A 21,430-nucleotide genomic window follows, 5' to 3' on the forward strand; every position below is an offset into this window, starting at 1 on the left:
GTATGGGTATGGACCCGCACCAAGTACTCGGCGTGCGGCGGGGCGCGACCCCGCAGCAGGTGACGCAGGCGTTCCGCCGCGAGGTCCGCCGCGGCGGCCACCCCGACACCGGCGGCGACGCGCACGCCTTCCGGCGGCTGGTCGCCGCCCGTGACGCGCTGCTCACACCGCCGCCCACCGGCCCGGCGACCCCGGCGCCGTCCGCGCCGCGGCCGCACCCCCGCCCGGCGCCTCAGCCGCGCCCGGCCGGGCCGTCCGCCCGGCCGACGCGGAAGGGGTCCGACTCGAGCGCCCTGCCACTGATCGTCCTGACCTTCGTCGCCTTCATCACGGTCCCGCACATCCTGCTCGCACTCGTGCTGGTCGTGGTCCCCTAAGACGTACTGAAGTGCTGGTAGTCGGGGTCGGAGAACAGGCCGCCCCACTCCCAGCCGGCCCGCTCGAAGGCCTCGCGCACCACGCCGCCGTCCTGGATGACGCCGGGGACGGGCGGGGCGCCCGCGCTACGGTCGACGTCGAGGTACGGGAGGGCGGCGGCCGGGCGGACGTCACCGTCGACGACGTAGGGGTTCTGCACCGGGTTGATGTCGATGGCCCGCCCGTAGGCGTGGTTGGACCACGTCGTCTGGCCGGCCACCCGGCGGCAGTTGTAGGCGGACGTGTTGTTGGCCGCCATCGACCGGTCGTCGTCGCCGCCGTACTCGTCGACCAGCAGCATCCGCTCGATCGGGAACCGCGCGGCGTACAGCTCGGCGAACACGTCGACGACGCCGTCGGCGACGTCGGCGTGCACGACCAGCTCGCCACGGCGCGCGCGGCCGTCGAACCCGACATGGGTGACGGTGACGTAGCGCAGGTCGGTCAGCGGGACCGGGCAGGCGACGGGGTCGTGGTTGCGCATGGCGAGACTCACCGACGGGCCGACCGGCTCGATCGACGACGTGAACGTGGGCAGGTCCGGCGCGGCGCCGTCGGGCGGCGGGGCCGCTGCCGCCGCGTCGGGGCCGGGCCCGGCCCCGAGGCCGGTGCAGCCGCGCAGCTCGTGCCAGGCGCGGACGGCGGCGGTGGCGGCGCTGCCGCCGAGCTGCACCGGGCCGCCACCCTCGGGCGGGATGGCGCCGGGCCGCCACTCGTCGCCGACGATCTTGCCGTCGCGGACGTTCAGCAGCAGCACGCCCGACTCCGTGGTCCGGCCGTGGTACCAGTGGAAGTTCCCGAGCCCGTACGCGACGTAGGTGTCTCCCAGCAGCCCGGCGCCCGACGGCGTGTGCGCGTGCGCGCCGACGACGATGTCCGCTCCGGCCGCCGCCAGCTTCGACGCGAGGCTCTGCTGCGGCTCGACCGGGCAAGCGTTGTACTCCTCGCCCCAATGCAGGTAGACGATCACGAGGTCGTTCTTCGCTGCCGACGCGCGCACCGCCTCGGCCAGCACCGCCGCGCCGTCACCGCGGGCCGAGGCCAGCCCGGGCCCGGTGCCGGGCGCGGCCGCCCAGGTGGGGTCGGCGCTCTCGAGGGGTGAGGCGTCGGCGGCGTGGACGGCGATGTCGGTGCCCTTGACGCGCACCCGGTGCGGCGCGAACGCCTGCCGGTCGGTGCGGCCCGCGCCGACGACCGGGACGGCGCCGGTCTCGCCCGCGGCGACGGTGTCGGCCACGCCCACCGCGCCGTAGTCGGCGCCGTGGTTGTTCGCGACGGACACGACGTCGACCCCGGAGCGGGCGAGTACGTCGAGCGCGCTGGGCGGGGTGCGGAACCAGAACCGGTTCGACGCGACCTCCAGTTCCTTCGCGGCCGGTTCGCCCCGTGTCGTCACGGCCGACTCGAGGTTGACCATCGCGAGGTCGGCGGCGCGCAGGACGTCGGACATCGGCCCGAGCGTGGCGTCGGCCGCCGCCGGGACGTCGGAGTAGGCGCCCTCGAAGTGGACGTCGCCGGCGAAGGCCAGCCGCAGCGTCTCGTCGTCGGCCACCGGGTCAGGGGTGGGCGAGGCGGTGGCCTCGGGCGACGGCGCCACGACTGGCGGCTCGGGCGCGCCCGTCGCCGCGACCGGCTCGGCGGGTGTGTCGGGCAGCGGCACACCGGCGAGAACCCCGGCCGCGGCGAGGACCGCCACGAGAACGAGCCGGCGATTCGGCATATCCCGATCTTAAGAGCGACATCTCAGAAGATTCTGAGATGTCGCGGCCGGATCTACGCCAGACCTCGCCGGATCGCGGCGATGATCTTCGGCCGCAGCTGCGCGACCGAGACCACCTCGTCGACCGAGCCGACCTCGACCGCCCGGCGGATGTCGTGGACGCGGTCGAACTCGGCCGCGACCTCGGAGATCTTCTCCGCCCGCAGCGCCGCCCGCAGTTCGGCCAGCTCGACCAGCAGCGGGGCGCGCTCACCGTTCGTGGCCTCGCCGATCTTGCGCTCCAGGGCGCCCACCGCAGGGTCGGCCGCGGCCCGCTTCTCGACCTCGGCCGCGAACACGACCGCCGCGGCGGGCGCGCCGCCGAGCACCGAGGCGTACGAGCCCTCCAGCGCCAGCACGGTCATCCGAGGGTTGAGCCGCTTCGAGAACACCACGAACGCGCCGCCGTGGTAGCGGGAGATCACGCAGAACACGATCGGGCCCTGGAAGTTGACCACCGCCCGGCCGATCTCCGCGCCGTACTCCAGCTGCAGGTTGCGCATCGACTCCGGCGAGCCGTCGAACCCGGACAGGTTCGCCAGCACCACCAGCGGCCGGTTGCCGGACGCGGCGTTGATGGCCCGGGCGATCTTCTTCGACGACCGCGGGAACAGCGTGCCCGCGGTGTACGTGTCCGGCCCGTCGGTGGGCGGGAAGCCGCGCCGCGGCACCGGCTTGGACTCGATCCCGATCAGGCTGACGGAGTGCCCGCCGAGCCTCGTGTCGGTGACGACCGCCGTCTCGGCGTCGGCCATCCCGGCCCACCGCTCGCGCAGCGGCGCGTCGGCGTCGGCGACGGCGCGCAGCACCGTCCGGATGTCGAACGGCTTCTTCCGGTCCGGGTTCGCGGCCGCGGAGAACACGTCGCCGACGGTGCCGAACTCGCCGCCGTGCGGGTACGAGGAGATGTCGCGGTCGTCGGGGTCGGTGCTGACGGCGGCCCGCGGCCCGGCCTCGCCCGGCAGCACGTACGTCTGCTCGTAGTGCGCCATCAGCACACCGAGCGCCTCGGCCAGGTTCGGCACCCAGTACTGGGCCTGCCCGTTCGGGCCCATGACGCGGTCGTAGCCGCCGATGCCGAAGTTGTCCTCGGCCGACACGCTTCCGGAGAAGTCCAGCGTCTGCTTGCCGGTCAGCACCATCGCCGAGTCCGGGGTCATGATCAGCACGCCGCGGGTGTGCATGAGCATGGTCGCCTCGGCGTTCCAGTACGGCTGCGCGCCGACGTTGATGCCGGCCACCACGACGTTGATCTCGCCGCCGCGCTGGGTGAACTCGACGATGCGCCGCAGCGCCGCCGCCACCCAGTCCATGTTCTCGGTGCCGGAGTCCATCGCCACCCGGGCGCCCGCGGACAGCGCGAACCACTCCAGCGGCACGCCCAGCTCCTCGGCGAGGTCGAGCGCCGCGATGACCCGTGCGCACTCGGCCTCGGCCAGCGCGCCGAGCGACTTCGTCGGGTCGCCGCAGAGCACGATGCGGGTGACGCCCTCGGGGTAGAGCGGCGTCGGCGTCGTGACCTTCGCGACGATGATCCCGGCGGTGTTGCGCCCGCGCGGCCGGTCCACCTCGACCAGCGCGCCGTCCTCGTTCAGGTCCAGCTCGGTCAGCGTGCCCGCGCCGGCCAGCACCGACTCCAGCTCGTACGGGTACACCAGGCCGCGGCGGCGGGCCCGCAGCACCTTGCCGGCGTAGTCGTCCAGCGGCGCCAGCGGTGTCGTCGGCGGCGCGATGATGTCGGCGACGGTGCCGGCGCCGGGCTGGGCGTGGAACCGGATCGAGATCGGGTGCACGGTGCCGTCCGGAGCGGCGATGCGGCCCTGGGCCAGCACCTCCTCCAGCCCGGCGCCCTCGCTCAGCGGCGTGATCTTGGCCTGCAGCGCGGCCAATTGCTCGACGTCGGCCTCGACCACCGGCCAGACGGTGACCCAGACGTGGTTCTGGTCCAGCCGGGCGCCCGCGCGGCCCCGTGCGGTGCGGACCCGGCGGATCGCCTCGAGGCACTGCTCGACCGCCCGCTCGGCGTGCGGCAGGCCGATGACCCGGCCGGTCTCGTCGCGGACCACCGCCAGCTGCCGCACCTGGGCGCAGGCGACCAGCCGCCGGTCCGCGGGGTTGGTCTTGGCGACCGCCTCGTAGAGGATCACGTCGCCCGGCGCCTCCAGCCGGGTCACGTCGAAGTCGGTCAGCCGCCACAGGTTCAGCCGGCGGCCCACCATCGGGTGCATGCCGCGGACGAGGTCGTCCTCGGCCAGCGCGAACTCCGCGGCGCCGGGCACCCGGCGGAAGGTGAAGTAGTCGACGGCGCGGTCCGGCTCCGGGCAGGCCGCCACCGAGACGCGGCGGGCCCGGGCCGCGTACGACTGAGCGGCGATCAGCTCGTTCAGCCGGTCCGACGTCTCCTGCGGGTCCTCCGGCATGCCGCGCCAGCGCAGGTAGATCTCGACGACGTTCTCGTGGTCGCCGGCCAGCGCGGCGTCGATCCCCGCCGCCAGGTCGCCGTCCGCCGACAGTTCGTCGATGTCGGCGATGGTGGAGATCACCCGGGTCGACCCGTGCTCCTCGGAGTGGAACTCGGCGGCGACGACGGGTCGCCCGGCCACCTCCGTCACGGTGAGGTCGTGCATCGCGTACTCGCGGTAGTGCCGGCGGATCAGCACCTCCAGCAGCGGCTCCGCCGCGGGGAACCGCTCGAACATCCGGTCGCGGAGGAAGCCGACCAGCTGCTCCGGGATCTGCGCCAGCGCCTCGATCCGCCGCTCCCGGTCCGGCGCGTCGGCGGCCGCCAGCGCGCTGACCTCGGCCGCGACGCCGTCCAGCACCTGCCGGCGCTCGGCGTCGACCAGCGGCTGGTCGAACCAGCGGAACCGGATCGACCGCGCGAGGTCGCCGACCACCGGGAAGCGCAGCTGGGTGGCCCGCACCAGCCGCTCCAGCTCGCCCCGCGCAGCCCGGGCCAGCCCGGTCGCCGGCCGCGGCTCGGCCAGCCACACCTGCAGGATCGACGTGGCGATCTCGACGTCGGTCTCGGTGTGCTGCTGGGCCAGGAAGATCCGGAACAGCGCCTCCGCCAGCTCCGGCGTGCGCTCGAGGTCGGTGACGCCGTAGTGGCGCAGCACGCGCAGCAGCCGCTCGCGGAACTGCTCGGGCAACCCGCCGCGCTCGGGGTCCAGCGACTGCAGGAAGGTGTGGAAGTGCTCGCGGGTGCTGTGCACGCGCAGCTCGGTGTTGCCCTCGTCGCGGGCCGGCCGGTTGCGGCTGAGCTCGGCGAAGTCGGTGAACAGCCACAGCAGCCGCATCTCGGCGCGCACCACGCCGGGCCGGTCGTCGGCGAGGTGGTCGCGTAGCCGCAGATGGTCGGCGATGGCCGCGCGCCGCTGCTCGGGGTCGACGTCGAAGCCCATCAGCAGGCCGCGCAGCCGGTTCAGCGCCGCGATGGCCTGGGTCCGCTCGGTGTGGACGGGGCGCAGCGCGGCCACCTCGGCGGCCGGGTCGTCGCCGGAGCGCTGGTCGTCCGCCGGCGCCGCGGACGGCTCGCCGATCGGCTCCAGCCGGGCCAGCGGCGCGCCGGTCTCGACCTGGCTCCCGGCGCGGACCACCAGCTCGCGGACCCGGCCGGCGAACGGCGCGGGCAGCACCGTCTCCATCTTCATCGACTCCAGGACCAGCACCGGCTGACCCGCCGCGACCTCGTCACCGACGGCGACGGGTGTCGCGACGACCAGGGCAGGCGCCGGGGCGCGCAGCATGCCGCCCTCGTCGCGGCTGATGCGGTGCGTGACGCCGTCGACCTCGACCAGGTGCACCGGCGGATGGACCGCCGTCACCAGCCGGAACGTGTGCTCGCCGACGTGCAGGCGGCCGTGCACCGCGTCCAGCCGGTCCAGCCGCGCCTCGACCAGCTGCTCGACGCCGTCCGCGTCGACCAGCCCGACCAGGTACGCGTCGGCCGCGCTCTGCCGCACCGTCAGCGTCGACCGGACGCCGCGCAGCTCGAGCTCGATCAGCTGGCCGGGCTCGTGCTGGGTCTGCGGCCGGCCGCCGCGGGCCGTCTCCAGGAACCGGGCCACCTCGACCCGCTCGGCCTCCTCGTACGCCTCGATCGCGGCCGCGACCAGCGCCACCCCGGCGTGCCGCCGCGACACCAGCCGGCCCTCGGCCCGGACGCGGTCGATCCAGCCGGTGTCCGCGCAGACCACGCCCGGCGCGCCGACGACCCCGCCGTCCGCGTCGAACGGGCCGGTCACCTCGGGCTGGTCGAGCAGGTCCAGGGCGAAGCTCTTGTTGGTGGCGCCGCCCTCGATCACCACAGTGGTCTCGGTCAGCGCGCGCCGCAGCCGGGCCAGCGCCTCGGCCCGGTCGGCGCCGTAGGCGATGATCTTGGCGATCATCGAGTCGAAGTCGGCCGGGATGGTGTCGCCCTCGGCGACGCCGGTGTCGACCCGGATGCCCGGGCCCGTGGGGAACTCCAGCCGGCTGATCCGGCCCGGCGCCGGCGCGAAGTCGCGGTCCGGGTCCTCGGCGTTCAGCCGCGCCTCGACGGCGTGCCCGCGCTCGGCCGGACGCTCGCCCGTCAGCGGCGTCCCGGCGGCGATCTGCAGCTGCAGCCGGACGAGGTCCAGCCCGGTCACCTCCTCGGTGATCGGGTGCTCGACCTGCAGCCGGGTGTTCACCTCGAGAAACGCGAACGACCGCTCACCCGGGTGGTAGAGGAACTCGACCGTGCCCGCCCCGGCGTACCCGACGGCGATCGCCAGCCGCTCGGCCGCGGCCTTCACCTCGGCGACGCCGTCCGGCGGCAGCAGCGGCGACGCGGACTCCTCGATCACCTTCTGGTTGCGGCGCTGGATCGAGCAGTCGCGGACGCCGACCGCCCACGCCGTGCCCTGACCGTCCGCGATGACCTGCACCTCGACGTGCCGGGCGCCGGTGACCAGCCGCTCCAGGAAGACGACGCCGCTGCCGAACGCGCGCTCGGCCTCGTCGCGGGTGCGCTGGTACGCCTCGGTCAGCTCGGCCGGCGACGTGATCTTGCGGATGCCGCGGCCGCCACCACCGGCGCTGGCCTTCAGCATCAGCGGGTAGCCGATCCGCTCGGCCGCGGCCAGCGCGTCGTCGAGGGTGTCGACGCCGCCGCGGCTCCACGGCGCGACCGGGACGCCGACCTCCTCGGCGATCAGCTTGGAGCCGATCTTGTCGCCGAGGCGGCGCATCGCCTCCGCGCTCGGCCCGATGAACGTGATGCCGAGCTTCTCGCACAGCTCGGCGAAGTTCGGGTCCTCGGCGACGAAGCCCCAGCCGACCCAGACCGCGTCGGCCCGGACGTCGGTCAGCGCCTGCTCCAGCCGGGCGAGGTCCAGGTAGGGCCGGCGAGCGGCCGGGCCCAGCAGGTACGCCTCGTCCGCCTCCCGGACGAACGCCGCCGTCGCGTCGACGTCGGTGTGCAGCGCGATCGTCCGCACCGGCGTAGCGTCGTCCGCGGGTCCGGAGCGGGCGTTGAGGTCCCGGACGGCGTGGATGAGCCGCATCGCGGCCTCTCCCCGGTTGACGATCGCGATACGGGAGATGTCTGGCACCATTCGACCTTGTCAGGCGAAGGCCGCCCCATCCCGCCGCCCCGGATACAAGGTCTCGGGGTGCGGGTTGTCCGAACCCCACAACCCGCGCGGCCCTCAGCTGCTCAGCCAGTGCACGGCCAGCAGCGCGACGAACGCGACGTCCGGGCCCGCGATGACGCGGTCGACGGCCTGGACGGAGACGGCACCCATCGGCGTCGCGATGACCGTCAGGCCGGTGTCGGGCCGGCGCGCGGTCCGCCGGCGCAGGACGACGGCCACCGGCAGCGCGGCGAGCACCAGCCCGGCCTGTGCCGGCAGCGACAGCCCGGCCGTCACCGTCGCGGCGATGACCGCGCAGACGACGACGGCGGGCGCGGCCAGCGCGGCGGCGGGGCCGGCGCCGCTCACGCCCCAAACGCGCGGCAGCGCGGGCGAGGCCAGCCACGCCTCCGCGGCGCGGGCGGTGACGCGGGTGACGACCAGCTCTGCCAGCACGATGACGACGAGCGCCGGGACGAGCCCCAGGATCTCGTGCGCGGCGAACGCGACCACCACGGCGACGGCGCCGATCGTCAGCCCCGCCGGCAGGCCGCGCAGGAACGCCGTGACGGCCAGGCCGACCGGCCGCGGCCCGCGGAACACGGCCACCGGCAGCGCTCGCTTGGAGGCCTTGGCGTCGCGGTTGCGGACGATCCGGATGACGTCGCCGTCCATCAGCGTGATGCCCGCGACGACCGCCCACCGGCGCCGGGCCGCGCGGTGCAGCTGCCAGCGCGGCGTCAGCTCGGCGACGGTGTCGCGGCGGCGAGCCGTCCCGCCCCCGGTCGCGACGGCGGCCGCACCGGCTGCCGCGGCGCCGCACGCCGTCACCGTCGCCGCCACGGCGCCCCACGCCTCGGCCGCGGCGACGACCACGGCGGCCGCGCCGAACGCGACCGGGAGCAGGCGGGCCGTCCGGTCGAGGTCGCGCCGCTGCAGCTGGACGGCCGCCAGCAGGAGCAGTTGCAGCACCGTCCACACCGCCACCGCCGGGACGACGGACGGCAGCTCCGCGGCGCTCAGCGCCAGGCCCGCCGTCACCGCGACGACGGCGCCGGCCACCGCCGAGACCAGCAGCGCCCGCCGTCGCGCCGCGCGGATCGCGACGTCCGGCTCTCGCCAGGCCAGCCAGTGCAGCCGGGCCGCCGTCACCGCCACCGGCCCGGCGAACGACCAGCCGGCCGTCCAGGCGCTGAGGACGAACCCGAGCAGGGCGACGGCGACCCAGACCGCCGAGTGCCCCCGCTCCTCGGCGTCGGTGAGCAGCCGCGGCACGCCGCTGTTGCCGAGGGCGTACAGGACCATCGCGGCCAGCGCGGCGCCGAGGACGACCTCGTACCAATCGCCCCTGGAGCGGGGCCTCACGCCCGGTCCGGTGTGAGATCCAGAACGGCGCAGCCGAGCCGCTCGACGAGCGCGCCGGAGTGGCTGGCCAGCACGACGCACCGGTCGGGCGTCGCCAGCGCCGTCAGCTCGTCCGCCAGCGTCTCGACCCCCGCCGCGTCGAGGTGCTGCTCCGGTTCGTCCAGCAGCAGCACCCGCCACGGCCGCACCCGCGCCGCCGCCAGCGCGGCCCGGCGGCGCTGCCCGGAGCTGAGGGAGTCGGGCATCCGCCGGCCCAGCGCGGCCACCCCGAAGGCGTCCAGCGCCGCCTCGACCTCCGCGGGCGCCGGCCCCGGCGCCATCAGCATCAGGTGGTCGGCCACCGTGAGGTCGGGCAGCCAGGTGAAGTCGTCGAGGATGCCGAACACCGCACGCCAGTGCCGCACCGACGACGGCTCGGACCGCTCCCCGCCGACCTCGATCACCCCCGCGTCCAGCGGCGCGGCGCCGGCCAGGCACTCCAGCAGGGTCGACTTCCCGGTGCCGTTCGAGCCGGTCAGGGCGAGGATGCCACCGCCAGGCACCTCCAGCTCCATGCCGTCGAACACGACGAGGTCGCGGTACGCCTTGCGTAGTCCGGTGGCCCGCAGTCCTGGGTTCATCTCACCGACGACGATAGGTCACGGTGCGCTACCGTGCCGTCCTGGTGTGAGAGCGGAGGCACTACTGATGCGGTTCGACGCCGAAGTGCGGCTCAACGGGAAGACGGCCACCGGCATCCCCGTGCCCGAGCACGTCGTCGAGGGCCTGGGCGGCGGCCGCCGGCCACGCGTCGACGTCACGCTCAACGGCCACACGTTCCAGATCGCTCTGGGCACGATGTCAGGCCAGGTCATGATCCCGGTCAGCGCGGCCGTCCGCGACGCCGCCGGTGTCGCCGCCGGCGACCGCCTCGACGTCGAGATCGAGCTCGCGACCGCGCCCGCGCCGGTTTCCGTCCCCGACGACCTGAGGGCGGCGCTCGCCGCCGCACCCGAGGCGCAGGCGTTCTTCGCCGGGCTCACCCCGAGCCAGCAGCGCGGCTACACGGAGTGGGTCGAACAGGCCAAGAAGCCCGAGACCCGTCAGCGCCGGGTCGAGCAGAGCGTCGAGGCGCTCGCGGACCGCCGGACGCGTCGCTAGCACAGGCTAAGATCGTCGAAACGTGACACATCGACAGTGACGCGGGGGACGATGTCATGAGCAAGGTCAAGGCCAACCCTGAAACCCTCAACGACGTCGGCAACCGCATGATGACCTCGTCGCGCGATCTCACCGAGTCCGGCGCCGGCGTGGGCGAGCAGAGCACGTTCGACCGCGGGTCGCTCGGCCAGGCGACGGTCGGGGTGATGATCCACGAGAGCTACAGCACGGCCATCTACTCCTCCGCGCGGCTGATCGAGAACCTCAGCGCCGTCCTCGAGTCCGACGGCGAGAATATCCAGCGCGCCTCCCGCGACATCGACGAGGTCCTGAACCGCAGGAAGCCGTGACGCGTCGAAGTGACGACGACGCTGCGACGACGAGAGGACCCGCGATGCGCCTGGGGCGAGCGCTCACGGCGGCGGTCGCCGTGACGGCCCTGGCCGGCTGTGGCGGCGACGACGACCCCGCCGGCGAGCAGACGACGGCGCCGGCCGCCGAGCTCGACGTCGCCCTCGACGCCCAGCTGGGTGTCGGCGCGCCCACCGGGCCCGAGTACCCGCCGGGCACGTCCGGCCTGGTCGCCGACTACACCGTCACCAACAACGCCGACGTCCCCGTCCTCGTGGTGCAGCGGCGGCCGGCCGACATCACGCCGGAGGTCGACGTCCCGCTGCCCGACACCGACGAGTCCAGCTGGGTGTACGCCGACGACGCCGGGCAGATCCTCGTCACCAAAGAGGTGTTCGCCACCACGGGCGGCGACACCGGTACCGCGTACCGGGCGCCGGCGGTGCGGCTCGAGCCCGGCGAGACCGTCACCGGCCGCGCCTTCGCCCTGACGCCGCTGCGGCGCATCGCCCCCGACTCCGGCACCTTCGAGGTGCCCGGACCGAGCACCCTCCCCGACGACGCCACGTCCTGGTCGTTCTGCGTCCAGGTCGCCCCCGACCCCGGTGAGACCGGCGAGCCGACCATGGCCGACCACACCCCCGACCGCAGGCTCGTCTGCTCGACCCCCGCCGACCTCCCGCCCGACGCCCTCGGCGCCGGCTCCTGAGCACCGGAGGCCAACGATGACCGTCACGCACCCCGACGTCTGGGACCTCCAGGCCGACACCTCGTTCCTCGACACCGCCCAGCAGGCCTGGCGCACGCTCGCGACTGATTTCGGCACCGAGGCCACCAACCAGCGCAACCGCGAGGCCGAACTGCGCCTCAACTGGGAGTGCTCGATGGCCGACAGCTACTTCGCGCACGCCACGAAGGTCGCCACGGTCCTCGGCGACGCGTCCGACGCCTACGGCGGCATCGCCGACCTCCTCGGCCAGCTCAAGACCGACGTGCGCGACGCCCAGGACGACCTCGACGCCAGCTTCGCCCGGGCGGCGGCCGGGCTGAAGTCCGCGGAGCGCAAGGACGGCATGGTCACGTTCACCCCGTGGAACGACGACGACGACGATCTCAGCCACGTCCAGACCGAGTTCGACACCGCCCAGGGCATCGTCGACGACGCCATCGCGCTGATGCGCACCCGCGACGCCACGCTGCTCGAACTGGGCCGCGACCTCTACGCGCTGGCGGAGGCGTGGTCCGACGCCGCCGACGGCACCGACCCGGGCTGGACCATCCCCACCGGCACCACCTACGGCGTGCAGACCACCTCCCTCGACGGCACCACCGTCATCACCACGGGCGACGGCAACGACAAGGTCGTGGTGAACGTCGACCCCAACACCGGCGAGACGATCGTGACCATCACCGACGCCGCCGGCGTCTCCACCACCCAGCGCATCGCGGCCGGCGAAGAGGTCGTCATCAACACCGGCCAGGGCAACGACGAGATCCTCGTGCCGCGCGGCACCGAGGTGCACGTGCGGTTCGCCACCGGCGCCGGCGACGACACCGTCAACACGCAGGGCTCCAGTGGCGACGTCGAGGCGTTCGGCGGCGACGGCATCGACACCATCGAGACCGGCACCGGCGACGACTTCGTCAGCGGCGGCCGCGACGACGACTACGTCGACGGCGGCGCCGGCAACGACGTCCTGGCCGGCCGGCTCGGCGACGACGTCATCTACGGCATGGACGGCAACGACGTCATCGTCGGCGGCGACGGACGCGACTACCTCGAGGGCGCCACGGGCGACGACCGCATCTTCGGCGGCGACCACCACGACACCATCTCCGGCGGCTACGGCGACGACCGCATCTTCGGCGGCAACGCCAACGACACCATCTACGCCGGCGGCGGCAAGGACACCATCGACGGCGAGTTCGGCAACGACACCGTCTACATGGAGGAGGGCGACGTCTCGCCCGGCGGCGAGACCGTCGTCGTCGTCGAGATCCCGTCCGAGGAGGAGTACCTGCGCTGGATGCAGTTCGAGGTGGGCGGCTCGCAGGAGTTCAAGGACCGCGTGCTCGCCGACCTCCACATGATGGCGTCCAGCCCGACCGGCCAGAAGATGCTCGACCGCATGGGCGAGCACTACGACGACTCCGGCTTCCTCGGCTTCGGCAAGGACAAGGTCACCATCGCCGAGCACCCGGGCGGCAACAACAGCGCCTCCTACTCCGGCGACGACTTCCGCGTCGAGCTGGACGTCAACCACACCTCGCCCGGCTACGACATGGGCTACACCGAGGACTACGACATCACCCCGCCGTCGGTGTTCTTCTTCCACGAGCTCGGCCACATCAACCAGTACCGCAGCGGCGAGAGCGACCAGTTCGACGGCAAGGACTACTCCGACGGCACGCCGCTGATCGAGCGCCAGAACGTCGGCCTGGAATGGGACCACGACGGCGACGGCAACACCGAGGAAGAGATCGACCCCGACTACGACTTCGACTACACCGAGAACGGCTTCCGCGAGGAGCTCGGGCTGCCCAACCGCAACAAGTACTGACCCCGGCACCGGCCCACCGGCGTCACTGGCCGTACGGCGACAGAGGGCCACGCCGCCGCCGACGCGCGCTGCGTCACTCGGCGGGTCGGGGACCGGCCGCGCGGCGGAGCCGGTTGGCGATCGCCAGTCCGAGGCCCTCGTCCGCCGGTGTCGACGCGACGATGAGGTCACAGCCCTGCCGGTCGAACTCGCGCAGGTACTCGTAGAGCCCGCGCGCGTAAGCGGCCGTCGAGGCCGGGACGGCGATCTGGGCGTGTGCCTTCACCGCGACGCCCGCGGCCGACGGCGGGACCAGGACACCGACGCGATGTCCCCGCTGCCGCGCGACTTCCGCTTCCGCGATGACGTCCTCGGCCGGGACGAGCACGACCCGCGCCCGCGGGGCGTAGTGCGACGGGTGCTGGCCCGGCACCCGGACGCGGCTGGTCGAGGGGACGGCGAGCGCGTGCCCGAGGTGTGCCTCGAGGTCCTCGCGCGTGACCCCGCCAGGTCGAAGGACGGCGGGGACGTCGCCGGTAACGTCGACGATGGTCGACTCGACGCCGACCTCGCAGCGCCCGCCGTCCAAGACGACGTCGACGCCGTCACCGAGCTCGGTGCGGACGTGTTCCGCCGTGGTGGGGCTGACCGAGCCGAAGCGGTTGGCCGATGGGGCCGCCACCCCGCCGCCGAAGGCCGCCAGCAGCGCGAGCGCCACCGGATGAGCGGGTACGCGCACGGCCACCGTCTGCAGTCCGCCGGTCGCCTCGAGCGCCACCCGGGAGCCGCGCCGCAGCACCAGCGTCAACGGCCCCGGCCAGAAGCGCTCGGCCAGCCGGCGAGCGACGTCCGGCACGTCGCCGGCCCAGTCGCTGAGCTGGTCGGTGCCGGCGAGGTGGACGATCAGCGGGTGCGATGCCGGGCGGCCTTTGACCTGGAAGACGCGCGCGACCGCGGCCGCGTCCGCCGCGTCGGCGCCGAGACCGTAGACGGTCTCGGTCGGGAAGGCGACCAGGCCGCCTCTGCCCAGCACCCGGGCCGCCTCGGCGATGTCCTCGCTTGTGGCGGGCATCCTCGCAGTCCTCTCGTCCCGCTGGTCGCGTGTTCCGGGCACAGGTGGGACGTCAGGCATCGGTCAGGTCGAGGCCGTGCTCGGTCACCAGCCGGGCGCTGCCCTCGGCCAGCCGGTAGCGCAACCCGACCACGGCGGTCTGTCCGCTCGCCACCCGCTCGGCCAGCACCCGGGAACGCTCCAGCAGCAGCTGCACCGTCTGCCGGACGTGCTCGTCCAGGATCTCTTCCGCCTCGCGGTACCCGGCGGCGTGGGCGGCGAGCACGCTCGGGGTGACCCGCTCCACCACATCGCGGACGTACCCGGCGGCCGGCGCACCCCCGTCCAGAGCGGATCGGGCCGCCGCGACCGCACCACAGGCGTCGTGGCCCAGGACCACCAGCAGCGGGCACTCCAGCACGCTGATCCCGAACTCGATGCTGCCCAGCACCTCCGGTCCGGCGACGTGCCCGGCCGTGCGGACCACGAACAGATCTCCCAGCCCGCGGTCGAAGATGACCTCGGCGGCCAGGCGCGAGTCGGAGCAGCCGAACAGCACCGCGAACGGATGCTGCGCCGGCGCGGTCTCCGCGCGCCGAGCGGCGTTCTGGTTCGGATGCTCCGGACTGCCGGCCACGAACCGCTGGTTGCCGGCCAGCAGCAACTCGAAAGCCGCACGCGGTGTCAGGGACTGGACCTCGGTCATGACCGCAGCCTACGGCCTGCACAGAAAGGTCCGTCTACGCGACCGCATGCTGACGCCGGCTCCCAGCCGGGCCAAGTGTTCGTCGCGTCCCAGCGTGCAGTGCGTGCCTACCGGTGTTGCTCGATGAGGAGGTGGGCGAGTTCCTTCGCGCGTCGTGCGGACTCGTGGTCGCCTTCGGCGCGCGTGACGATGGAGCCCTTCATCAGGATGTGCCATGACCGGGCGAACGCGTCCGGGTCACGCAGGCCGGCCTGCTCGGCGCGCTCGGCCACGATCGCCCGGATGTGGGCCAGGTACTCGATGCTCGCCTCCCCGAGCGGATGTTCCGCGCCCATCGCCAGCAGCACGTTGATGAACGAGCACCCGTCGAAATCGTCGCCGTTGAACCAGTCGTCGAAGACGTCGAAGATGGCCAGCAACCGCTCCTCCGGCGTCGACCCGCGGCGGTACGACTCCGCCTCGACCAGCCCGAGCGTCCAGTCCCGCTCCCGCCGGGCGAGGAAGGCCAGGATGAGGTCGTTCTTGGACCGGAAGTGGCGGTAGAACGTCGCTCTCGCCACCTCGGAGCGGGCGATGACCTCGTCGACACCGACCGCCCGGACGCCGCGACGGGAGAACAGCTCGTAACCCGTCGTGAGTATGCGCTCGCGCGCACCGGCCGCTGCCACACGTCACCCTTCCGCTGAGCTCCGAGGCTAGCAGCGCCCCCGGGGACGCGCGCCGCGAGAACGCGCACCGACCGGCGGCGCCCCCGTCGGTCACCGCGCGCAGCCGGTCACCCATTCGGGCATCCCACGGATGGCCGGCGGTCCAGGTCGGCTCGTCGATGACGCCGTCGAGGCTCATGAACTCGTGGACGTGAATCTCACCCATGGTCTACTCCCGCATCGGCACGGGGCACGCGTCATGAGCGCACTCACGGTCGAGGACACTGCGTGGCGTCGTCCCCGTCGATCTCCCCGAGGAAGGCGCCGAAGTCTCCGACATGAGCGTCCTCGCCGAGGATCTCGCGCGTGATGTTCCCGATGCCCTGCCGTGGTTCCTCCTGCTCCGACGCATGCTCGCCGAGGTCGTGGTGGGCCACGGCACGCTGGGACGTCACGACGCCGAGGCAGTTCGCGTTCTCCGGGGTGTTCCCGGCCGCGCCGGCAGCGACGGCGCCGGCAGGGACGATGGCGAGGACGAGTCCGCCGGCCACGAGCGCGGAGCGCATCGGTCGCAGGATCCGGATCGAACGCATGATGGGGCCTCCTCGGTAGTGTCGGGAACGGCGGCTGGCCGCGCCGGCACCGTAGCGACCGCCGTGATCGGGATGCGAACGATTCGGCTCCGGACGAATCGTTCTGAGCGCCAGGAGGTGCGAGTGATGTTGCGGCTCCGGATGACGGTCGATGATCTCGCGCGCACGACGCTCGCCCTACCGGGTCGGTGCGAAGAGATGCCGGCGAGCCTGCAGGCTCTCGAGCAGGTGGGGCATCCCTACCGCGGACTGTGGCGCTCCCGCAACGGCCGGATCCCGGACCGGGCTCGATGCCTCTGGGAGCTCGTCCCGGCCCGCGGCGACGTGCCGCTGTTCCTCGCCCCCGAACTCGTCGACGACATCGACGAAGCGGTCGACATCGTGCAGTCCACCCCGCCTGCACGGATCCGGGCAGAGATCCAAGCTGGTCAGAGCCCGAGACGTCTGACGCCGTGGGTGGACGACCTCTGCCGTGGCCGCCCGGCAGCGCTGCGCCGGCTCGGAACCGCGATGCGCGCCTACCACGATCGCGTGATGGCCTCGCTGTCGGACGTCCACCGCCGAGCCCTCCAGGCGGAGCTGGGCCGCCGAACCCACCAGCTCGCGCGCGAGGGCATCGCCGCCACCTTGAACGGCCTGCATCCGTCGATCCGCTGGTCCCAGGGCGTCCTCGAGGTCGCCGGGCCGGCGCACGCCGAGATCGACCTGTCGGGGCGAGGCCTGCGCGTCATGCCGTCGGTGTGGCCCCGCCCCGGCCTCGCCCTCGGATGGGACACCCCGACCCTGTCCTACCCGGTTCCCCATGCCGTCTGGCTCGCGGAATCCGGCACCGTCCACGACGGCGCCCAGGCCGCGCTGGGCGTCACCCGCGCGAAGGTCCTCCACGCCTTGGCCGCCGCTCACAGCACGACGTCCCTGGCCCAGGCCGTGGGGATCAGCCCGGCCTCGGCCTCCGCACACACCTCCGCCCTGCGTCGCGCCGGCCTGATCAGCAGCTACCGACAGGGCAAGGCCGTGGTGCAGGTCCTGACCTCGGCAGGACTCGCGGTGATCGAGGCAACCGCCGGTGGAACCGCAACCCACCGCCCCGTCGGTGACAGGCCTTGAGCCTCGGCCGTCGCCGAAGCGACGGAGACGCAGCAGGCCGCCAATCGCGTCGAACCGGCAGGCCAGAGGGTGTGCATCCTGCTCTGTGCCCCCGGTCGGACTTGAACCGACACTGTCTGGCTTTTAAGGCCAGTGCCTCTGCCGATTGGGCTACGGGGGCCGCACACAGTATCGCGCCCGGCGAGCCGCCTGTCTCCTGACGAACCCTCCCATATCGGACACGATTGGATCACGTGTCACCCGGTCTGAGCACCGGGGACGGCTACAGGTAGGTCTGCCGCGGGAAAACGGCGTGGGCGCCGGCCACGCGGTCGAGGAAGAGGAAGCCCGCACAGTGGTCGATCTCGTGCTGCAACGCCCTGGCCTCGAACGCGTCGGTCTCGACGGTTAACTCCTCGCCGCTGCCGGGCAGCAGCCCGCGGACCGTCAGCCGGGTGGCGCGCTTGACGTCGCCGGTGAGGTCGGGGACGGACATGCAGCCCTCGCGGCCCTTCTCCTTACGGGTCGCCTCGACCACCTCGGCGTTGCAGAGCACGAACGTGCCGTGGGTGGTGCGGGTCTTCGGGTGCTGGCTGACGTCGACGGCGAAGAGGTGGGCGGCGACGCCGACCTGGCAGGCGGCGAGGCCGACGCAGCCGGGAGAGACGCGCATGGTGGCGACGAGGTCGGCGGCCAGCTGCACGACCTCCGGCGAGGACGGGTCGACCAGCGGCGACGCCGTCGAGAGGACGGCGGAGGGTGCGGCGACGACCGTCAGGACGCGGCCGGGCACCCCGAGGTCGGCCTCGGTCCAGTCGGCGATGCTCACAGGACGTCGGTCTCCTGCGGTCGCAGTGTGACGCCGACGCCCGGCTCGGCGCCGGCCTCGCGCAGGGAGGCGGCGACGGCGTCGGCGTCGGCGTCGGCGGGGAGGTCGACCTCGGCGACGGCGACGTAGAGGTCGCCGGTGAGGCGGGTCGTGAGGTCGGTGATGTTGCCGCCGGCCGCTGCCAGCACGCCCGTCACGGCGGACACGATGCCGGGACGGTCGCCGCCGTGGACGGTGAGCACGTACGGGCGCAGCGACCGCGACCCGGCGGCGTCCTCGTCGGGCACGGCGGCGGCCGACACCTGGAGCCGTCCGTCGGCGGCCAGCGGGGCCAGAGCCTCGCGCACCTGCTCGGGCGACCGGTCGCCGGAGCAGATCAGCATCATGGCGAAGTGACCGCGCAGCAGGGTCATGGTGGAGTCTTCGAGATTCAGGCCCAGACCGGCGAGTCCGGCGGTGGCGTCGGCGATGATGCCGGGACGGTCGTGTCCGATGACGGTGACGGCGATGAGGCTCACAGGCTCCATCCAACCGGACGCACCAGGGGGAGGTCACCTCGGCCGTCGCGATGTGGGCGCACCGCCAGCACCTGGTCGACGCCGATGCGGGCGGCGTCGAAGGAGACGGCCGACGCCGCCATGTAGAGGCGCCACACCCGCGACCGTCCCTCACCGGCCAGCTCGACGGCGCGGTGCCAGCCGCGTTCCAGGTTCGCCACCCACGCGCGCAGCGTCAACGCGTAGTGCTCGCGCAACGCCTGCACGTCGCGGACCTCGAACCCGCCCGCCTCCAGGCGGCCGACGACGTCGCCGATCGGCATCAGCTCGCCGTCGGGAAAGACGTACGCGTCGATGAAGGTGCGCCGCGGCCGCGCCAGCCCGCCCGCACGCGGCCGCCCGGACCGCACGATCTGGTGGTTGAGCAGCCGTCCGCCGGGCCGCAACAGGCTGTACAGCCGGGTCGCGTACTCGGGCCACGTCGCCGCGCCGAGGTGCTCGGCCATGCCGACGCTGGCGATGGCGTCGAACGGGCCGTCGGCGACGTCGCGCCAGTCCTGAACGCGGATCTCGACGGCGTCGGACAGCCCGGCGTCGGCGACCCGCTGCTTGGCGTACTCGGCCTGCGGCACCGACAGCGTGACGCCGACCGCCTCGACGCCGTGGTGCTCGGCGGCGTGCTGGACGAGCGAGCCCCAGCCGGAGCCGACGTCGAGCAGCCGCATGCCGGCGCGCAGCCCCAGCTTCTGGCAGATCAGCTCGTTCTTGGCCCGCTGGGCGTCCTCGAGCGTGGCGTCGTCGGCCCAGTAGGCGCACGAGTAGGTCATCGACGGGCCGAGGACCAGCTCGTAGAAGTCGTTGCCGACGTCGTAGTGGTGGCTGATGGCGGCTCGGTCGCGACGCCTGGAGTGTCGGTCGCCGGCCAGCACGACCTCCTCGGGCGGCGGCTTCAGCGGCGGACCGACGGCACCGAGGACGACGGCCAGCCGGATGACCTCGGCGCGGTCGGCGGCGGTGAACCGGCCACGGCCGCCCAGCTCCCGCAGCGTGTCGTCGAGGCTGGTCAGCGCGGCGTCGAGGTCACCCTCGACGTCGATCTCGCCGGCCACCCACGCCCGCGCGAGGCCGATCTCGTCGGGCTGCCAGAGCAACCGGCGCAGCGCCCTGCGGGACCGGATGACCAGCACCGGGCCGTCGGCGGGCCCGGCGTGCGCGCCGTCCCACGTGCGGATGCCCAGCGGCAACGGCCGTCCCAGCAGCCGCTCGACCAGTCCGGCGATGCGTCCCGCCGCTCCCCCAGTGGACATGGCGACCTCCCTGTCCCTACCTCTCCCGCCACGCTAGCGAGACGGCAGGGCCGCTGCCACGGCTTTCGGCCGGGGCAGCCCACGGCAGGCGGGTGCTGTGCGCGGTGGCTCAGCCGCGCGGCAGCCGTCCGCCCGCCGTGGTGGCCTTCTCCTCCGGGCGCCGTTCCTTCGACGGCGCGGGCCGGCCGGCTCGCGGCGTCGGCGGCAGCGCGGCCCGGCGGAAGTCCTCGCGTGGCATCCGCATGCGGCCGAGGGTCACGACCTCGCGCTTGAACAGCAGCGCCAGGGTCCAGTCGACGACCACGCGGGCCTTGCGGTTGAACGTCGGCATCTTGCTCATGTGGTAGGTGCGGTGCATGAACCAGGCCGCGAAGCCGCGCACCTTGATGCCGTAGGTGTGCGCGACGCCCTTGTAGAGCCCGAGGCTGGCGACCGAGCCGATGTACTTGTGCTTGTACGGCTTCGGCACCCCGCCCTCGAGGTCGGCGACGATGTTCTTGGCCAGCAGCTTCGCCTGCCGCACCGCGTGCTGGGCGTTGGGCGCCGTCCAGACGTTCGGCTCACCGGCGGTGAGGTCGGGGATCGCGGCGTTGTCGCCGGCCGCCCATGCGTCGTGGAGGCCGTCGATGCGCATCTCCGGCAGGCAGCGGACCCGCCCCTTCTCGTCCAGCGGCAGGTCGGTGTCGGCGAGGACGGGGTTGGCCTTGACCCCCGCCGTCCACACGATGGTGTCGGCGTCGAACGGCCGGCCCTTGGACAGCACGACGTGGCCGTCGACGCACGACTCCAGCAGCGTCTCGAGGCGGACCTCGATGTCGCGCTTGCTCAGCTCGACGACGGTGTACTCGCCCATCTCCGGCCCGACCTCGGGCAGGATGCGCCCGGCCGCCTCGACCAGCACCCAGCGCATGTCGCTGGGCTGCAGCTGCGGGTAGTAGCGCAGCGCGTAGCGGGCCATGTCCTCCAGCTCGCCGAGCGCCTCGACGCCGGCGAACCCGCCGCCGACGAAGACGAACGTCAGCGCCCGCTTGCGCACCTCCGGATCGGTGGTGGACGCCGCGACGTCGAGGCGGTCGAGGACGTGGTTGCGCAGGGCGATGGCCTCTTCGATCTGCTTGAAGCCGATGCCGGCCTCGGCGAGGCCCGGGATCGGCAGCGTCCGCGAGATCGACCCGAGCGCGACGACGAGGATGTCGTAGCCCAGCTCGTAGTCGTCGCCGATCTCGGGCTTGACGGTGACGCTCTTGGTGGCGTGGCTGATGGACGTGACCTCGCCGGTGATGACGTCACAGCGCTTCAGCACCCGCCGCAGCGGCACGACGACGTGCCTCGGCTCCAGCGACCCGGCCGCCGCCTCAGGCAGGAACGGCTGGTAGGTCATGTAGGAGCGCGGGTCGATGACGGTGATGCGGGCCTGGCTGCGCTTGAGGGCGCGCTGCAGCCCGAACGCGGTGTACATGCCCACGTACCCGCCACCGACGATGAGGATGTGCGGGGTTCCGGTGCGTCCGACTCTCCCGTTCATGCCTCCAGACTAGGGGCTTG

The 21,430-nt window shown here is 73.4% G+C and carries 18 protein-coding genes and 1 tRNA gene; 6 read left to right on the plus strand and 13 right to left on the minus strand.

All coding sequences use genetic code 11. The annotated features are described in order from the left end of the window. Positions 1–8 precede the first annotated feature (8 nt). A complete protein-coding gene (locus BLU82_RS24015; RefSeq protein WP_157741224.1) occupies positions 9–377 on the plus strand; it encodes a J domain-containing protein in 369 nt (122 codons plus the stop codon). Here BLU82_RS24015 and BLU82_RS24020 read toward each other — a convergent pair. The 4 genes from BLU82_RS24020 to BLU82_RS24035 all read right to left on the minus strand — a co-directional run bounded on the left by BLU82_RS24020 (position 374) and on the right by BLU82_RS24035 (position 9,758). After that, complete coding sequence (locus tag BLU82_RS24020; RefSeq protein WP_197682426.1) at positions 374–2,137, minus strand: CapA family protein; 1,764 nt, start codon at positions 2,135–2,137, stop codon at positions 374–376. The two genes, BLU82_RS24015 and BLU82_RS24020, sit on opposite strands and share 4 nt — an antisense overlap. A gap of 53 nt (positions 2,138–2,190) precedes the next feature. Further along, entirely contained in the window at positions 2,191–7,704 is a 5,514-nt protein-coding gene (locus BLU82_RS24025) for a carboxyl transferase domain-containing protein (RefSeq protein WP_231947575.1), read from the minus strand. Positions 7,705–7,848: 144 nt separating this feature from the next. After that, complete coding sequence (locus BLU82_RS24030; RefSeq protein WP_092623530.1) at positions 7,849–9,138, minus strand: hypothetical protein; 1,290 nt, start codon at positions 9,136–9,138, stop codon at positions 7,849–7,851. Then, positions 9,135–9,758, minus strand: a complete 624-nt coding sequence (locus BLU82_RS24035) for an ATP-binding cassette domain-containing protein (RefSeq protein ID WP_092623531.1) — start codon at positions 9,756–9,758, stop codon at positions 9,135–9,137. The genes BLU82_RS24030 and BLU82_RS24035 overlap by 4 nt, the downstream gene beginning before the upstream one ends. Positions 9,759–9,825: 67 nt before the next feature. Between BLU82_RS24035 and BLU82_RS24040 the strand changes: the two genes are divergently transcribed. The 4 genes from BLU82_RS24040 to BLU82_RS24055 are packed head-to-tail and all read left to right on the plus strand — an operon-like array spanning position 9,826 to position 13,190. Continuing rightward, a complete protein-coding gene (locus BLU82_RS24040) occupies positions 9,826–10,278 on the plus strand; it encodes a YdeI/OmpD-associated family protein (RefSeq protein ID WP_092623532.1) in 453 nt (150 codons plus the stop codon). Between the two features lie 56 nt (positions 10,279–10,334). Further along, positions 10,335–10,628 carry a hypothetical protein gene (locus BLU82_RS24045; protein WP_069115402.1) on the plus strand — a complete coding sequence of 98 codons (294 nt, stop codon included), beginning with the start codon at positions 10,335–10,337 and terminating at the stop codon, positions 10,626–10,628. Between the two features lie 44 nt (positions 10,629–10,672). Continuing rightward, positions 10,673–11,338: a hypothetical protein gene (locus BLU82_RS24050; protein ID WP_092623533.1), complete on the plus strand. Its 666-nt coding sequence runs from the start codon at positions 10,673–10,675 to the stop codon at positions 11,336–11,338. 16 nt (positions 11,339–11,354) lie between these two features. Continuing rightward, positions 11,355–13,190, plus strand: coding sequence for a M91 family zinc metallopeptidase (locus tag BLU82_RS24055; protein WP_092623534.1), 1,836 nt, complete (start codon positions 11,355–11,357; stop codon positions 13,188–13,190). 73 nt (positions 13,191–13,263) lie between these two features. Here BLU82_RS24055 and BLU82_RS24060 read toward each other — a convergent pair whose 3' ends face one another. From BLU82_RS24060 to BLU82_RS34415, 4 genes are all read right to left on the minus strand, one after another. Then, entirely contained in the window at positions 13,264–14,241 is a 978-nt protein-coding gene (locus tag BLU82_RS24060) for an L-threonylcarbamoyladenylate synthase (protein WP_092623535.1), read from the minus strand. Between the two features lie 52 nt (positions 14,242–14,293). Beyond that, the gene (locus tag BLU82_RS24065) at positions 14,294–14,926 is read right to left on the minus strand and encodes a carbonic anhydrase (protein WP_092623536.1); all 633 of its coding nucleotides are present in this window, start codon (positions 14,924–14,926) and stop codon (positions 14,294–14,296) included. 107 nt (positions 14,927–15,033) lie between these two features. After that, positions 15,034–15,594: a TetR/AcrR family transcriptional regulator gene (locus tag BLU82_RS24070; protein WP_092623537.1), complete on the minus strand. Its 561-nt coding sequence runs from the start codon at positions 15,592–15,594 to the stop codon at positions 15,034–15,036. 248 nt (positions 15,595–15,842) lie between these two features. After that, entirely contained in the window at positions 15,843–16,166 is a 324-nt protein-coding gene (locus BLU82_RS34415; RefSeq protein WP_157741225.1) for a hypothetical protein, read from the minus strand. Between the two features lie 123 nt (positions 16,167–16,289). Here BLU82_RS34415 and BLU82_RS24075 point away from each other — a divergent pair, with 123 nt between their 5' ends. Further along, positions 16,290–17,273, plus strand: a complete 984-nt coding sequence (locus BLU82_RS24075; protein WP_157741226.1) for a helix-turn-helix domain-containing protein — start codon at positions 16,290–16,292, stop codon at positions 17,271–17,273. Positions 17,274–17,359: 86 nt separating this feature from the next. On the opposite strand, the gene BLU82_RS24080 is transcribed toward BLU82_RS24075, so the two are convergent. The 5 genes from BLU82_RS24080 to BLU82_RS24100 form a co-directional block, all read right to left on the minus strand. Continuing rightward, positions 17,360–17,433 (minus strand) — tRNA-Leu (locus BLU82_RS24080). Positions 17,434–17,535: 102 nt separating this feature from the next. After that, positions 17,536–18,081: a peptide deformylase gene (locus BLU82_RS24085; RefSeq protein WP_092623539.1), complete on the minus strand. Its 546-nt coding sequence runs from the start codon at positions 18,079–18,081 to the stop codon at positions 17,536–17,538. Next, entirely contained in the window at positions 18,078–18,599 is a 522-nt protein-coding gene (locus BLU82_RS24090) for a glycine cleavage system protein R (RefSeq protein WP_092623540.1), read from the minus strand. The genes BLU82_RS24085 and BLU82_RS24090 overlap by 4 nt, the downstream gene beginning before the upstream one ends. Further along, entirely contained in the window at positions 18,596–19,885 is a 1,290-nt protein-coding gene (locus tag BLU82_RS24095) for a cyclopropane-fatty-acyl-phospholipid synthase family protein (protein ID WP_092623541.1), read from the minus strand. Before BLU82_RS24095 ends, BLU82_RS24090 begins: the two co-directional genes overlap by 4 nt. A gap of 109 nt (positions 19,886–19,994) precedes the next feature. Beyond that, positions 19,995–21,410, minus strand: a complete 1,416-nt coding sequence (locus BLU82_RS24100) for an NAD(P)/FAD-dependent oxidoreductase (protein ID WP_092623542.1) — start codon at positions 21,408–21,410, stop codon at positions 19,995–19,997. Between the last annotated feature and the right edge of the window lie 20 nt (positions 21,411–21,430).

The organism is Jiangella sp. DSM 45060 (assembly GCF_900105175.1).
GTDB lineage: Bacteria > Actinomycetota > Actinomycetes > Jiangellales > Jiangellaceae > Jiangella.